Consider the following 14,768-nt stretch of genomic DNA (forward strand, 5'->3'; position numbering starts at 1 on the left):
AGGCAACGCTTAAAATGGTAACACATTAACCCGATGTTTTACAATATATTATGTTAAAAAGGTTTTATAAAACAAACTATTTATCCATATATAGTTGTTGAACTTGTTGTTGGACTACATCATGTTTTAAAAATTCATCGTAAGTGGTATCTGCCCGTTCTACCACTCCACGATCTGAAACTTCAATAATGTGATCGGCCGTCGTTTGAATAAATTCATGATCGTGAGAAGTCATAATAATGGAACTCTTAAACTCGGTTAACCCTTCATTTAGTGCGGTAATTGATTCCAGGTCAAGGTGATTAGTTGGGTCATCTAAAAGCAAAACGTTGGCCTTGCTTAACATCATTTTTGAAATCATGCAGCGAACCTTTTCGCCCCCAGAAAGTTTCGTTACGTTTTTCAACACGTCTTCCCCAGAAAAGAGCATCTTGCCTAAGAAACCACGTAAGAAGGTGTTGTCACTTTCTTCTTTGTCAGCGTACTGCCGCAGCCACTCGAGAATGTCCAAATTTTCGTCAGTAAAATATGGATTAATATCGCGAGGAATGTAACTACGCTCAGTAGTTTGTCCCCATGTAACCGAACCCTCATCCGGTTCAAGTTCTCCTGCTAAGATTTGCATCATCACCGTGGTTGCTAAATCGTTGCGACTTAAGATTGCGGCCTTTTCTCCGGGACGAATTGTAAAGGTAATGTTATCCAAAATCTTTACGCCGTCAATTGATTTGCTAACCTTATCAACCCGCACTAAGTCATTACCTAACTCACGAGCTGGGTTAAACCGGATGAACGGATATTTACGCGAAGATGGTTTGATGTCATCCAGCGTAATTTTTTCCAACTGTTTCTTCCGGGCGGTCGCCTGTTTTGATTTCGAGGCGTTTGCGCTGAACCGCGCCACAAATTCTTGTAATTGCTTGATCTGTTCTTCTTTTTTAGCGTTGGCATTTTCTGCTAACCGCTTAGCAAGCGCACTAGATTCCATCCAGAAATCATAGTTTCCCACAAACAATTCAATTTTGCCGTAATCGACGTCGCACATCATCGTGCAGACCGAGTTTAAGAAATGGCGGTCATGGGAAACCACGATCACGATGTTCGGAAAATCTGCCAAAAAGTTTTCTAACCAGCTGATTGATTGCGGATCCAACCCGTTTGTCGGCTCATCTAGGATCAAAATATCCGGCTTGCCAAATAACGCCTGACCGAGTAACACCTTGATGCGTTGACCTTCAGTCAGCTCACTCATCTTGCTGTAATGTAATTCTTCGCCGATTCCGAGCTGTTGCAATAATTGAGAAGCTTCTGCTTCGGCATTCCAGCCGTCCATTTCCGCAAATTCTGCTTCCAATTCCGCAGCTTTCATCCCGTCTTCGTCCGAGAAATCAGGCTTAGCATAGAGTGCGTCCTTTTCCTGCATCACTTGATACAACTTTTGGTGACCTTGAATAACGGTATCCATTACCGTAAATTCTTCGAACGCGTAGTGGTCCTGATTCAAACTCGACATCCGTTCGTTAGGCGAAATGCTAACGTTTCCCGACGTCGGTTGTAATTTTCCTTCTAAAATTTTCAAAAAGGTTGACTTGCCGGCCCCGTTTGCGCCGATAATCCCGTAGCAATTGCCCGGGGTAAATTTTAAATTAACGTCGCTGTACAATTTTCGATCTGAAAATTGCATGCTCATATCCGTTACAGTTATCATTGATTTCCTCCATATACTAACAAAAGGCAAAAATAAAAGAGAGTGGGACAAAAGTCGGTATTTACGAGCATTAACTGAATCCCCCATTAATCGCAATCTAGGCGGTTGATGGGGGATTTGGTTAAGCAGAACAAACTGACTTTTGGCACACGTTCTGGCACTGTTAAAGTTAACAGTCCAAAATGGTTTCCCAGCCTCAATATCCTTCAATCTTTTTAATCTAACATACCTACTATATCCGAGCAACTTTCTTTTACTGAAGCTCTCGCATCGGCTTGGTTAAGCAGGTTTACTTATTTTTTCCGGTGGACATCACCAAATTCAAAATGATTGCCACCATAGCCGCAACCGCGATTGGCGAGCCTAGTAAATATTGTACCATCTGAGGGGCTTCCTTCACCACCGTTGTGGGAATTAATACTAGCGCGAAGGTCAAAACAATCGGAATCCCAATTACGTATATGTCGCCATCTTTTTCTTGGAGGTTACGGATAACTCGCAAGCCGTTTAGCATAATGGTTACGCAGATAATCGCAAACACGCCGCCAATCACTGGGGCCGGAATGGCGGACAGAAACGCCGAAATCTTAGTAAAGAAGCCGAGCACGATGAACCAGATTCCAGCCGAAATGAACACCCGTTTACTGGCCACTCCGGTAATTGAAATAATTCCGGCATTTGTGGAATAGCCCGTTACAGGCGTAGACCCTAATAGAGCAGCAATTAGACAACTAATTCCTTCCCCAATTAAGCCACGGTTCCATTGTTTGTTGGTAATTTGGTGGTTAGTGACCGCCCCCATCGCAAACCAAGTTCCCGTTGTTTCGGTCGTTAGAATCGCGTAAATAATGATAAAAGTTAAAATTGCGGTTGGTGAAAAGGTGATTCCGTAATGAAAGACGGTGCCTTGCGGTAAGCTAAACCACGCCGCTTGTTTAACGGTGCTCCAGTCGAAGCGGCCCATCATGGTTGCCGCAACCGTACCGGCTAATAACGCAATGATGATTGCTCCAGTTCTAAAAATCCTTTGTAAACTAGGAAAGTGAATGCTAATTGAAATCGAAATCAAGAGCGTAACTGCCGTAATTCCAGCCAAAATTATATTTTGGTTGATGTTGCCGCTAGCTTGAAAAATATTACTGTTTAACGCAGTGGGGATCAGCGACAGTCCCACGCAAGTTATGATGGTGCCGCCCACCAGCGCCGGCACCAAAGTTTGAATAATCTTGTAAAAAACACCGGATATTCCCAATAATATAAGCAAAATTGCTCCCACGATGAGCGCTCCCAGCAAGGTAGCCATCCCTTTTTGGAGCCCACCGCTAGCGAGGACAATCCCCGACGCTGCCGTCAGCGGAACAAAAGAAGGTCCCTGAGAAATTGGCATTTTCATGAAAACAGCGGTTTGAATGATGGTCCCGATTCCGGCCGCTAAGAAAGCCACCTGTAAAAGTCCCATTTTTTCGCTAAAGGACATCGACAACATCATTGCTAAAATGACCGGCGGAACGTAGACGTCCATTGCCAAAACGTGCTGTAATCCTAATAAGCTTGCCTCACCATTGCCAATTTTATCGTCGGGCCCGATAAATAAGTTACTATGTTTTTCTTCCATTATTGAAATACTTCTCCTATGCTTACTTTTGACTAACTAAATTTCCGGCAATCAATACTTTTGATATATCGTCTGGGTTAGTTTGATACATTAACCTTGAAAAAATATCTGTCGAAGCGGTTGAAGAAATCTCCGCCCAGCCGTCCCTTACAATTTGCAAATCAGCGTAACATCCCCGCTTGATCTGACCGGCCGGGATGTGAAGCGCGCGGGCCCCGTTGACAGTTGCCATATAAAATGCTTGCACTGCTGAAATCCGCGAATTAGCTACGCCCCGCTGCTCAGCAGCCACCCGGTTATCTACCCCATCTTCAAGCATTCTGGCGGAAATAATTGCCTGTTGAATGTTTCGGTAAATGCTAGCAGAAAAGCCACCTGAAATATCCGAACCTAACCCAACCGTTATTTTCTCCAAAATTTTTCTGACTGGGAGTACCGCATTTCCAAAGTAGGCGTTAGAAATCGGACAATGAGCAATTGCGGCGTGAGTCTGTTGGAAAATTGCTAAGTCATCTTCTCCTAATAACGTCCCGTGCGCCATAATCGAGCGGTCGGTGAGCAGATCCATTTCCTGAAGAACTTTTGCATCTGATTTACCAAACCGGTCCATTACATAGCCGTGTTCCCAATCGCTTTCACTACAGTGGGATTGAATCAGCAAATTGCGTTCCCGCGCTAACTTGCCTAACTCCAGTAACGTTTCATCCAAACAACTCGGAATAAATCGTGGGGTGACCACCGGAAAAATTGGTGCTTTTGAAAACTTTTCCTGGATTTTTTCAATAAAATTGACCGTACTATTTATTGCTGTTTTGGTAGAAGCATTGCGGTAGTAGGCTGGGGTTTGCTCAGGGTTATCCATTACTACCTGACCAATAAACGCCCGTTGCCCGAGCTGGTTGCATTCCTCCGCTAAAACTAAGTTTGCTGCTTCATGAATTGTGCCGAAATACAGCGCGGTAGTGGTGCCGTTATTAACTAAATTACGCACTAAGTGGTGATAACTTTTTCTAGCAAAATCTGTATCTTGGTACTTGGCTTCCAACGGAAAAGTATATTCGTCTAGCCATTCGTTCAACGGTTTATCTAACGCCATCCCTGCTTGCGGCCATTGGGGAGCGTGAATATGTAAATCAATAAAGCCTGGTAAGAGGTATTCATCGTCGGCTAATTCGATTAACTTTTTAGCGGTCCGAGCTTTTACTAAAAGATCGCGATATTTGACCTCTTTGGGCAAGACGATATCATCAATCATTCCCTTTTCGTCAATCACCACTAACGCGTCCTTAACAAAATTAACTTTTTGGGTTGATTCAGCCGAAAAGAAGGAACCCTTAATAATTTTTTTATAGTTAATTATCCCCACTCCCTTTCATTCTTTTTATATTATCACGAAATATATTTAATTAAAAACGGTTTTTATGACCGATTTTAACGAACATTATTTTCAAAAGCGCACCAAAAAAGGCCAGGAAACAAATTTCCTAGCCTTAAGTCAGCGCCACTTACTTAGATTTTTAATTTTATTCCGTTGCCAAAGCTTCCACCGGATCCAGTTTAGAAGCCTTACGGGACGGCGTAAAGGCCGCCAAGAGGCTAATTACCACGCTGATAATCACTCCAAAAGTAATGTATCCCGGAGTAATTCCGATGATCGCAAAGTCAATGTATTTCTGTGACAACTGGTTGGCACCCCATTGAGCTAACAAGGCGAGCACCGAACCAAGCACACTAGAGAACAAACCGAGGAAAAAGGCTTCGGAAACAAACAAGTTACGGATGTCTTTTCGCCGTGCACCAATTGCCCGAAGAATTCCAATTTCTTTGGTCCGTTCGGCAACGCTAATGTAAAGTACCACGATGATCATGATTGCCGAAACTAGTAGTGAAATTCCTGCAATTCCCGCTAGAACGTAGAAGGCCAGCATAATGTAGGTGTTTAACGAGTCTAGGATTGCTCCTACGCCGGTAATTGCGTAGGTTGCCCGTTGCTTGCCCTTCACCTGATGCTTATAACCCTTAATCTTGTTTTGAACGTCCTTAACGTTCGTAACTTGATCAACGTTAACCGTGAGGAAGTTAGGGCTAAAGGAAAGCTTTTGGTCCGTAAACATTCCCTTTAAAGTGTTGTAGTTAATGGCGCTGGTCCCGGACGTAATTACCCCCGAAACCGTGACTTCTTTTTGCAATTGCACCGGCCGTTTTTGGTCATCAACGGTGGTTACAAAAATGGTCACTTTTTTGCCGACCACGTTTTTGTAATGCTTGTCCAACTTCTTCGCTGACGCCTTATCTAACAAGATTTCATTTGCGTGTGGTAAGTGTCCATACTTAATGTCGTTGACCCGTTCAGTCTTATTCCAAGTCTGTAAAACTTGTAAGGTCGTTGACTTCTTTTCCTTAACCACCTTAGCCGATTGCAGGTAATAGCCGCGTTCGACCGACTTGACATGGTCCATCTTCTGGAAGCGGCGGTAATCCGCATCTGCCATCGTGATTCCTTGGCCATCTTGCATTTGTTCAGGAGTAGCATTTTTGCTAACTTGCACCGCGGTCGGGTTAATTTGCGACGAAATCTGGTCGTTCATGTACCCAGTCACCCCGTTACCTAATCCCAGCATTAAGATCACCGAAAAGATCCCAATCGAAGCGCCGAAAATAATCAACAGGTTACGTTTTAAATTGTATCCCATGTGCTTGAGTGCCATTTGTAACGCGGCCCCAAAGGTCAAATGCTTGGGCTGAAAGCCTTTTTCTGTCGCAGGAACCGGATAAGGATCCCGCAAGTTAGCTTCACCATGGATCACCCCGTCGTCCAAATGAACCACCCGGGTACCAAAGTCAGCTACCTCTTGAGAATGGGTAACCGCAATTACCAGCTTGCCATCCTTAGCAATCGATGCCAAAATTTCGAGAACCTCTTGGGTATTTTGACTATCTAACGCACCGGTGGGCTCGTCGGCGATAATCACGTCCGGATCTCCTGCTAAAGCCCGGGCAATGGCGACCCGTTGCTTTTGGCCCCCTGATAATTGGTTAGGATGTTTCCGCATGTGCTCTTTCAATCCCACCCGGGTCAACAGTTCCTTAGCCCGGGCCACTCGTTGAGCATGGGATAACGAGGTCATTTCCAAGGAAACGAGCACGTTATCTAAAATATTCAGGTGACTAATCAAGTTGAAACTTTGGAAAATAAAGCCAATGTTTTCCCGCCGGTAAGCGTCTAACACCTTCGGCTTTGCGGAATGAAGCGATTGGCCGTTGTAGACCACGTCGCCTTCGTACTGGTGGTCCAAGCCCCCGATAATATTCATCAAGGTCGATTTTCCGCCACCCGATTCACCTAAAATCGAGACAAATTCTCCACGATCGAATTTCAAGTTAATCCCCTTGAGGACCTTGAATTCTTCATCGCCTAAATAATAAGATTTATGCACGTTTTGGACTTCAAGTAAACTCATATTTTCTCCTCTTATGATCTATATTCTGCAAGTTAGTCTGCATGGACTTGCTTAAAGTGTCCTGGGTGGAAATACTTATCGACTTCGGTCACCACGAGAACTACAATTCCAGCCACGACCGGAATCAACCATTGCATGCCGCTCATTGTCGCAGTGCTGAAGATCGCTTGCATGAACGGTAAATAAGTTAATCCCAATTGTAACACTAATAGAACCCCGATTATCCAAAAAATATGCCAATTACGGAAAACATCCGTAGAAAGTGCTGGCTTTGGTGTTCGAATATTGAAGAGGTAGAAAATTTTACCAAAGACGATGATGTTTACCGTCACCGTGCTAGCCACTAATTCGCTGATTCCTTGACCACGGAGCCAGTCAAAGCCGACCATTCCTAGTCCGGCAATTAAAATCGAAACGTAAATAATTTGGATTACGTCCGCCCGGTTTAAGAACGCCCTTCCCGCTGGACGCGGTCGCCGTTGCATAATGCCCTCTTCTGCGGGTTCAAATAAGAAAGCAAATTGAATCGTGATCGCCGATACCATGTTGATCCAGAGTAATTGGGTCGGTACCAACGGCAATTCTTGTTGGCTAATAATCGATAGAAGCACGATTAACCCTTCCGCAAAGCTAGTCGGTAACAGGAAGCGGATCGTCTTCTTAATGTTGTCGTAAACCCGGCGGCCTTCGCGGATCGCTTTGGAAAGGGTCGCAAAGTTATCGTCGGTGAGAATCATGTCCGCCGATTCCTTTGCCACGTCAGTTCCCTTAATCCCCATCGCAATTCCGATATCGGCGCGTTTCAAGGCGGGCGCATCATTTACTCCGTCCCCCGTCATCGCGGTAACCAATCCGTTAGCCTGGTAAGCTTCTACAATGCGTAACTTATTATTCGGCGTGGTCCGCGCAAAAACATTGTAATTTTGGATAACTTTCCGCAAGGTTTCATCATCCAAGCGGTCAATTTCTGCACCAGTAATTGCCCTAATTTGGTCGTCCAACCCTAATTTTTGCGCAATTGCCGTGGCTGTTTCCGGATGGTCACCAGTAATCATCTTGACCTTTACTCCGGCATCCCGCATGTCGTGCAACGCCGCAATCGTTTCTTCTCGAGGAGGGTCAATTATCCCCGCCACCCCTAAAAATTGCATTCCATTTTGCAAATCTGCATGGGTTAAAGTGGTTTGCTCTGCCGGAGCTTTCTTATAAGCAACCGCCACCACGCGTTGCCCTTTTTGTGCAATTTGGGAGACCCGGTCGTACCACTCCGTCAAGTTAAAATCGGGATCGTCCTTAACCATTTCAAAAAGTTTATCGGGAGAACCCTTTACGTAAATCAATTTTTCACCAGTTGCACTCTGACTCAACTCCGCGATGTAACGATAGTCTGAATCAAACGGAATCATGTCCACTTCGGTCCACTCAGGAACCCGTTGCTGAAAGGCTTTGTTCGCCAGGGTTAAAAATGCCCCGTCGGTAGGTTCCCCGTTAATTTGCCACTGACCATCAGTTTGCGTTAATTCAGTGTCGTTAGCGTAATAACCAGCCAAGATCAATTTTTGTAAATCCGGGTGTTCGGTCAGTTGCACCGGCTGACCATTCAAACACACCGTGCCTTCCGGTTGGTATCCCGTTCCCGTAACTTCAAATTCGTGTTGTTTAGTAACGACGGATTCCACCGTCATTTCATTTTTAGTCAACGTCCCGGTCTTGTCGGTTGCGATTACGTTCACCGAGCCTAACGTTTCTACCGCCGGCAAAGATTTCACAATTGCGTTTTGCTTGGTCATTTTGTTAATTCCCATGGCCAAAACTACCGAAGTACTTGCGGGCAGTCCTTCTGGCAGGGATCCCACGATCATCGTGATCAACGCAATGACTAAAACAGGTAACGAGTAGATTTTAGTCAGGTAGCCGTAAATTCCCACTAACATGGCTACAATGACAATCCCGTACGAAATGTACTTTCCTAATCCATTAATTTCCCGCATTAACGGGGTAGTTTTACTCTTAACGGTCTTGACGCTGGAACTAATTTGACCAATTTCAGTTTGTTCCGCGGTAGCCACCACGATTCCAAGTCCGCTCCCGTTAGTAACCGCAGTCGAAGCAAACGCCGAGTTAGCCCGATCCCCTAAGGGAGTTTCTTCCTTGAGCGCCGTAGGAGTTTTTAAAACAGAATCTGCTTCACCAGTGAGCGCAGCTTCTTGAATTTTCAAGTTATCCGCGTCCACGATCCGGAGATCTGCCGGCACGTGGTCCCCCGCCTCTAAAAAGACTAGGTCGCCCGCCACTAGATCTTCGGCAGGAACGTCAAGTCGTTGCCCATCGCGGACCACCGTAGCTTCCACTTGCAACAGCTGTTTAATTTTGTCCACCGCACTAGAAGCCTTCACTTCTTGGAAATAACCAATTAGCGCGTTAATAATTACCACCATTCCGATAACGATCGAATCTGAATACTCTCGCAACATAAAGGTGGCAATTGCAGCAACAATCAAAATGTAGATAATGCTGTTGTTGAATTGCTTTAAAAAACGCGTTAAATTGCTGGTCTTCTTTTCGGTCAAAGCGTTGGGCCCGTCCACGGATAAGCGTCGTTGGGCTTCCGTGGCGGTGAGCCCCGCCTCGGGATCGGTGCGGAGAATTTGAGCGACCTCCGCAGTAGTTAAACGATAAAAATGAGGCGAGGGAGAGTGACCCGCGCCATAGTCATCGGATGTGGATTTAGTGTGCATAAGCGCCTCCTTAGATTTATAGATAGTTTTTGGTAATTAAAGCATAGCAAAGGTGGGTGGGGGAAGGAAAGAAAAAGGCTCAGAGTGTTTTGCACCCCGGGTAGCTCTTGAGGACTAACTGAATCTCGTCATTAATCGCGGGTTTGGCGATTGATGTCGGGATTGGGTTAGCCGCAGAGAGCTGGGGCGCAAAACACGTTTCGGCTACCTCGCAATAGAACACAAAAAAACGAGCCAAGATTTCTCTTAGCTCGTTGATTAAATCCATGTATATTTTAAAGTGTCCGGCGCCGAAGTCGATTTTCTAGTGCACCAAGCACCAAATCAACAATGATCGCCATTAAAGCAGTTGGCAACGCTCCGGCAAGGATAATCGCGCCCCCGTTTGTGGCGTTGGTTCCGCGGATAATAATGTCTCCCAGACCACCAGCACCCACGAAGGTTCCGATCGCGGTTATTCCGATCGCCAATACCATGGCGTTGCGAATCCCGGCTAAAATTACCGATAGCGATAGCGGAATTTCAATCATCCAAAGCACTTGGAGTTTGGTCATCCCCATCCCCTTACCGGCGTCGAGGTATGCATCGTTTACGTTCAACATCCCCGTATAAGTGTTTTTAATGATTGGCAGTAAAGCATATAGGAAGACCGTCACGATTACGGTAGATACTCCCAAGCCTAACCCAAGCATTAAAATCGAAAGCATCGCTAGGGATGGGATGGTTTGAATTACGTTTGCTAAACCAATCACCCAATCACTAATCTTTCGGTTTTTCGCGATAAAAATCCCAATGGGAATCCCCACGATTGCCGCTAAAATGACCCCGTAAATGGAAATCAAAAAGTGGCGACTGAATTCCGAAAGCACGTACATTCCATTATGCGAGAAGTAATAGAACAGTTGTTGCCAAATATTCATACTTTGCATTAGTGCTTCCCTCCTTCAAAGTAGTGGTGCGCCTTAAGAAATTCACTAGCTACCACCGATGGTTCTTTCAAATTATTATCAACTTGGTAATTCAATTCTTGCATTGTTTCCAACGAAATTTTCCCGTCTAACTTGTGTAAAACGGGTGCTAATTGCGGATACTTCTTCAACGCCTTGTTATTAACAACGACACTCGCGCTGTACGGTGGGAAGAATTGCCGGTCGTCCTTAAGCAATTTCAAATGGTAGCTGCGTACCCGGCCGTCCGTAGAATATCCGAGGACCGCGTCCATCTTGTTGCTTGCTAAAGCATTGTAAAGCAATCCCATTTGCATTGGATATACGTGTCCAAACTGGAAGCCGTAACGCTTCTTGAAGTCTTCGTAACCGTCTCCTTTTCGGCTTAACCAAGTTTGGTCGATTCCGACCTTCATTTTAGGAGCAATTTTCTTCAAATCACTGACCGTTTCAATATGGTGTTTCTTCGCAAAGTCCTGCGTTACCATAAATTGGTAAGTGTCCGCGAACCCGTAAGTTGGAAAGTACGTCATATCGTAACGCCGGTTGAATTCCTTGTTTACGTAATCGTTAACTGCTTGCGGCGACTTACCTTGGGGACCGTGCAGAATGGTCTGGTAGTCGGTTCCGCTAAAGCGAATCGAAGTTAAATCAGCTTCGTCACGTTTTTGAGCTTGAAAACTAACCGTTCCCGAGCCCAAGTTGTTGATTACTTCCGCATTTAAATTCGTATCATGTTCAATTAACTGTTGAATCATTGCGCCCATAATTTGTTGTTCAGTAGTATTTTGGGCTGCAATCCGCACCGTATCTCCCGAGGTGCCGTTCAAACCAGGCCAGCCGCAGCTCGAAAGCATTACGGTTAACACGCCTAGCGGTAGGATCAGCTTCAGTAACTTTTTCAACATCTAGCCCACCTCCTGCGTTGTTTTGGGGGTTAGTTTGGCTTCTAGTTTACCTAAAAGGAAATCGGCAACTAATGCCAAGATAATTACCGGAATCGATCCGCCTAAAATCAAGTCGGAACGGTATAAGTTCAAACCGTTGAAAATCAGGTCACCTAAACCGCCCGCCCCAATATAGGAAGCTAACGCCGTCCAGGCAATTACGTAGGTTGCTGATAAACGAACCCCCGCCATAATTACCGGAAGCGCTAATTGGAGTTCAACTTTCCACATCCGTTGGAAACTATTCATGCCCATCCCCTTTGCCGCATCAATTAGCGCAGGGTCTACACTGGTTAATCCCAGATAAGTGTTCCGTAAAATAGGTAATAATGAGTAAATGAATAGCGCCACGATTGCGGGAGTTGATCCAATTCCAAAAATTGGAATCATGATGGCCAACAAAGCAAGCGCTGGGATGGTTTGCATCACGCTGGCAAGTCCAATTACCGTCCCTGAAATTTTAGGAGCCCGCGTAAGTAGCATCCCGAGGGGCACTGCCACGATGATTCCAAGCGCAAGGGCAACCGCTGAAATATAAATGTGTTGTCCAGTCTTGCTAAGAATGTCCGCACCGTACTGATTTAAGAAGTTGATCATTATTGATCACCATCTTTCTTAGTAGACTCCTTTGTGGTTTGACTTGAATTGTTTCCGTCCGCAACGATTGAATCATCGGTAAAGAGTGCGTCATAAACCACGTCTACGAGGGTCGCCCGGGTAACAATTCCGGTTAACCGACCCTTCTTGTCAACTACCGGCACGTTCCGGAAACCACGTTTTAAAATACGATCTACGGTGTCCCGAATAATGGAATCTTCGTTAACGTAAAATACCCGCGGATCCATGATTTCCCCAACGGTTTTGCCAGAATGGTAATATTCGTCAACCTTTTCGATGCTGACAATTCCCTTTAGGCGTTCTTCGGCGTCAGTAACTAATAGCGTATCAACTCGCCGACTGTGCATAATGTCAAGTGCCCGAACTACCGGCTGATCAATCGCAATCGATGCTGGCTTATTCGCCACTTGCCCAACGGTCGTGATACTTGGCTTAGCTTGGATCAAACGATCTTGTCCAATTAAGTTAGCCACGAAATCATTGGCTGGATGACGTAGAATGTTTTCGGGAGTATCTACTTGGACTTGCTTTCCACCGGTCATGACTACGATCCGGCTGGAAAGGCGTAATGCTTCATCCATATCGTGGGTAACGAAGATGAAAGTCTTACCTAACCGTTCTTGCAAGTCCTTAACGAGGTCTTGTAAATCTTCCCGAGTAATCGGGTCAAGTGCGCCAAACGGTTCGTCCATTAAAATAATGTCTTGGTCCGCTGCTAGCGCCCGCACTACCCCGATTCGCTGTTGTTGCCCACCAGAAAGTTGGGATGGATAACGATCCAAATATTCTTCTGGCAAATCAACCAGTTTAATCATTTCTTTAGCCCGCTCATTGCGTTTTTCTTCGGGCCACTTCAATAATTTTGGTACAAGGGTAATATTTTCCCGAATGGTCATGTGGGGCATTAACCCAATATTTTGGATTACATAACCAATCTTACGACGAAGTTTAACCGGATCCATCTTGGCGATATCTTGCCCATTGATTTTAATCGTCCCCGATGTCTGCTTAAGCATCCGGTTAATCATTCTCATTGTGGTGGTTTTTCCCGAACCGGAAGTTCCGATAAAGCAGATAAACTCACCTTTTTCGACGTTTAGATTAAAGTCATCAACGGCCACTTTGTTCCCAGGATAAACCTTTGACAGATGGCTCATTTCAAGTAACATTTGTATTTAAACATCTCCTTATTTGTTCTCTAAAACAACTTGGTTTCCATACATTCGGTCTCAGAGGCATTGGGTGCTACTATAACATATATAACACTTTCTTGTACAATATCGCCAGCGTAAGCCCTCCAGCTGTAACCGAATTCTTTATTGTTTTAATGAGGATTAAAACTTGTTAAAAGAAATAGATGTTGTAAGATAGTACTATAAATTAAAAGGAGCTGAGAAAAATGGCAAAATATGAAACATTGCTTCCCCGTTTTCTAAGATATGTAAAAGTAAATACTCGATCAAACCCTAATTCAAGTACAGTTCCCACTGATCCTAAAGAAGTTGAATTCTTAAAAACTTTAGCAAAAGAATTAGAAGAAGTTGGCGTAGTGGACGTTCACACCCAACCATCTTCCGGTTACGTAGTTGGAACGTTGCCAGCTAACGACGATGGCAACACTCCCGTAATTGGATACATTTCACACGTTGATACAGCTGATTTCAACGCTGAAAATATCCAACCTCAAGTCCACAAAAACTACGACGGTGAATCTGACATTGACTTGAGCGGCGACGGCAAGTGGGTTTTGAAACCTTCCGTCTTTCCAAGTTTGAAGAAGTATGCCGGCCACGACTTAGTTACTACCGACGGACTCACTCTGTTAGGTGCTGACGACAAGTCTGGAGTTGCCGACATCATGACCATGTTGGACTACTATAAGGAACACCCCGAAGTAAAACACGGTGAAATCCGGATTGGATTTGCCCCTGACGAAGAAACCGGTACTGGTGCAGATCATTTCGACGCTAAGGACTTCAACACTAAGTACGCTTACACCGTTGATGGCGGCCCCCTTGGCGAACTTGAATACGAAACTTTCAACGCTGCGCAAGCAACGATTGAAATTCAAGGTAACGAAGTTCACACGGCGGTTGCTAAGGGACTCATGGTCAACGCTTTGCAAGTTGGAATAGACTACCACAACCAATTGCCAGAACATGATCGTCCAGAAGAAACTGAAGACCGCGAAGGCTTCTACCACCTCTTTAAGATGACTGGGACACCTGACCACGCTCAGTTAGTTTATATTATTCGTGATCACGACCGGCAAAAGTTCGAAGAACGTAAGCAAACCATGAAGGATATTGCTGAAAAGATGAACGCCGGATTTGGTGAAGACCGGGTCAACGTGGAAGTTCACGACCAATACTACAACATGCGTGAAATTCTCGAAAAAGACATGACGCCAGTTAACATCGCTAAGAAGGCCATGGAAAACTTGGACATTAAGCCGGATATTTACCCCGTTCGTGGTGGTACAGACGGTTCTAAGATTTCCTTCATGGGGATTCCAACCCCTAACCTCTTTGCGGGTGGCGAAAACATGCACAGCCGTTACGAATACGTTTCGGTTCAAACCATGGAACGTGCGGTTGACTTGCTGTTAGAAATTAACCGTATTAATACAGAAGAAAACAATTAATTTTTAAAGAGTGGGCAAATTCCGTTAGCCAAAAGGACTAGGAATTAGAACCCGATTTGACATTAAGGACTGTGACAACCTCGTTGTCCA

Annotated in this window: 10 protein-coding genes; 1 reads left to right on the forward strand and 9 read right to left on the reverse strand. The window is 45.0% G+C overall.

Annotation, left to right across the window (positions count from 1 at the left end; all coding sequences use genetic code 11):
• Positions 1 to 76: 76 nt before the first annotated feature.
• The 9 genes from NL111_RS08900 to NL111_RS08940 all read right to left on the reverse strand — a co-directional run bounded on the left by NL111_RS08900 (position 77) and on the right by NL111_RS08940 (position 13,203).
• Positions 77 to 1,708 (reverse strand): ABC-F family ATP-binding cassette domain-containing protein, encoded by a 1,632-nt coding sequence (locus tag NL111_RS08900; protein ID WP_002832485.1) that lies wholly within the window; start codon positions 1,706 to 1,708, stop codon positions 77 to 79.
• A 289-nt stretch (positions 1,709 to 1,997) separates the two neighbouring features.
• Positions 1,998 to 3,323 carry a uracil-xanthine permease family protein gene (locus tag NL111_RS08905; protein WP_128736829.1) on the reverse strand — a complete coding sequence of 442 codons (1,326 nt, stop codon included), beginning with the start codon at positions 3,321 to 3,323 and terminating at the stop codon, positions 1,998 to 2,000.
• Between the two features lie 22 nt (positions 3,324 to 3,345).
• Positions 3,346 to 4,689, reverse strand: a complete 1,344-nt coding sequence (locus NL111_RS08910; RefSeq protein WP_128688533.1) for an amidohydrolase family protein — start codon at positions 4,687 to 4,689, stop codon at positions 3,346 to 3,348.
• A gap of 157 nt (positions 4,690 to 4,846) precedes the next feature.
• Positions 4,847 to 6,784, reverse strand: a complete 1,938-nt coding sequence (locus tag NL111_RS08915; RefSeq protein ID WP_285110179.1) for an ABC transporter ATP-binding protein/permease — start codon at positions 6,782 to 6,784, stop codon at positions 4,847 to 4,849.
• Positions 6,785 to 6,816: 32 nt separating this feature from the next.
• Positions 6,817 to 9,522, reverse strand: coding sequence for an HAD-IC family P-type ATPase (locus tag NL111_RS08920; RefSeq protein WP_285110180.1), 2,706 nt, complete (start codon positions 9,520 to 9,522; stop codon positions 6,817 to 6,819).
• A 275-nt stretch (positions 9,523 to 9,797) separates the two neighbouring features.
• Entirely contained in the window at positions 9,798 to 10,451 is a 654-nt protein-coding gene (locus NL111_RS08925) for an ABC transporter permease (RefSeq protein WP_002829614.1), read from the reverse strand.
• A complete protein-coding gene (locus tag NL111_RS08930) occupies positions 10,451 to 11,377 on the reverse strand; it encodes an osmoprotectant ABC transporter substrate-binding protein (RefSeq protein ID WP_002832492.1) in 927 nt (308 codons plus the stop codon). The genes NL111_RS08925 and NL111_RS08930 overlap by 1 nt, the downstream gene beginning before the upstream one ends.
• Complete coding sequence (locus NL111_RS08935) at positions 11,378 to 12,013, reverse strand: ABC transporter permease (RefSeq protein ID WP_285110181.1); 636 nt, start codon at positions 12,011 to 12,013, stop codon at positions 11,378 to 11,380.
• Positions 12,013 to 13,203 carry a betaine/proline/choline family ABC transporter ATP-binding protein gene (locus tag NL111_RS08940; protein ID WP_002829609.1) on the reverse strand — a complete coding sequence of 397 codons (1,191 nt, stop codon included), beginning with the start codon at positions 13,201 to 13,203 and terminating at the stop codon, positions 12,013 to 12,015. The genes NL111_RS08935 and NL111_RS08940 overlap by 1 nt, the downstream gene beginning before the upstream one ends.
• A 230-nt stretch (positions 13,204 to 13,433) precedes the next feature.
• Here NL111_RS08940 and pepT point away from each other — a divergent pair, with 230 nt between their 5' ends.
• Complete coding sequence (gene pepT, locus NL111_RS08945; protein WP_128688535.1) at positions 13,434 to 14,678, forward strand: peptidase T; 1,245 nt, start codon at positions 13,434 to 13,436, stop codon at positions 14,676 to 14,678.
• Positions 14,679 to 14,768 lie beyond the last annotated feature (90 nt).

This window comes from Pediococcus sp. AC40, assembly GCF_030252485.1.
Classification (GTDB): Bacteria; Bacillota; Bacilli; order Lactobacillales; family Lactobacillaceae; genus Pediococcus; species Pediococcus acidilactici.

Bases quoted from the DNA above. Each gene is read 5' to 3' on its own strand.
- NL111_RS08905 (WP_128736829.1), bottom strand. From the start codon at position 3,323: ATGGAAGAAAAACATAGTAACTTATTTATCGGGCCCGACGATAAAATT.
- NL111_RS08925 (WP_002829614.1), bottom strand. From the start codon at position 10,451: ATGCAAAGTATGAATATTTGGCAACAACTGTTCTATTACTTCTCGCAT.
- NL111_RS08940 (WP_002829609.1), bottom strand. From the start codon at position 13,203: ATGTTACTTGAAATGAGCCATCTGTCAAAGGTTTATCCTGGGAACAAA.
- NL111_RS08900 (WP_002832485.1), bottom strand. From the start codon at position 1,708: ATGATAACTGTAACGGATATGAGCATGCAATTTTCAGATCGAAAATTG.
- NL111_RS08920 (WP_285110180.1), bottom strand. From the start codon at position 9,522: ATGCACACTAAATCCACATCCGATGACTATGGCGCGGGTCACTCTCCC.
- NL111_RS08930 (WP_002832492.1), bottom strand. From the start codon at position 11,377: ATGTTGAAAAAGTTACTGAAGCTGATCCTACCGCTAGGCGTGTTAACC.
- NL111_RS08915 (WP_285110179.1), bottom strand. From the start codon at position 6,784: ATGAGTTTACTTGAAGTCCAAAACGTGCATAAATCTTATTATTTAGGC.
- NL111_RS08935 (WP_285110181.1), bottom strand. From the start codon at position 12,013: ATGATCAACTTCTTAAATCAGTACGGTGCGGACATTCTTAGCAAGACT.
- pepT (WP_128688535.1), top strand. From the start codon at position 13,434: ATGGCAAAATATGAAACATTGCTTCCCCGTTTTCTAAGATATGTAAAA.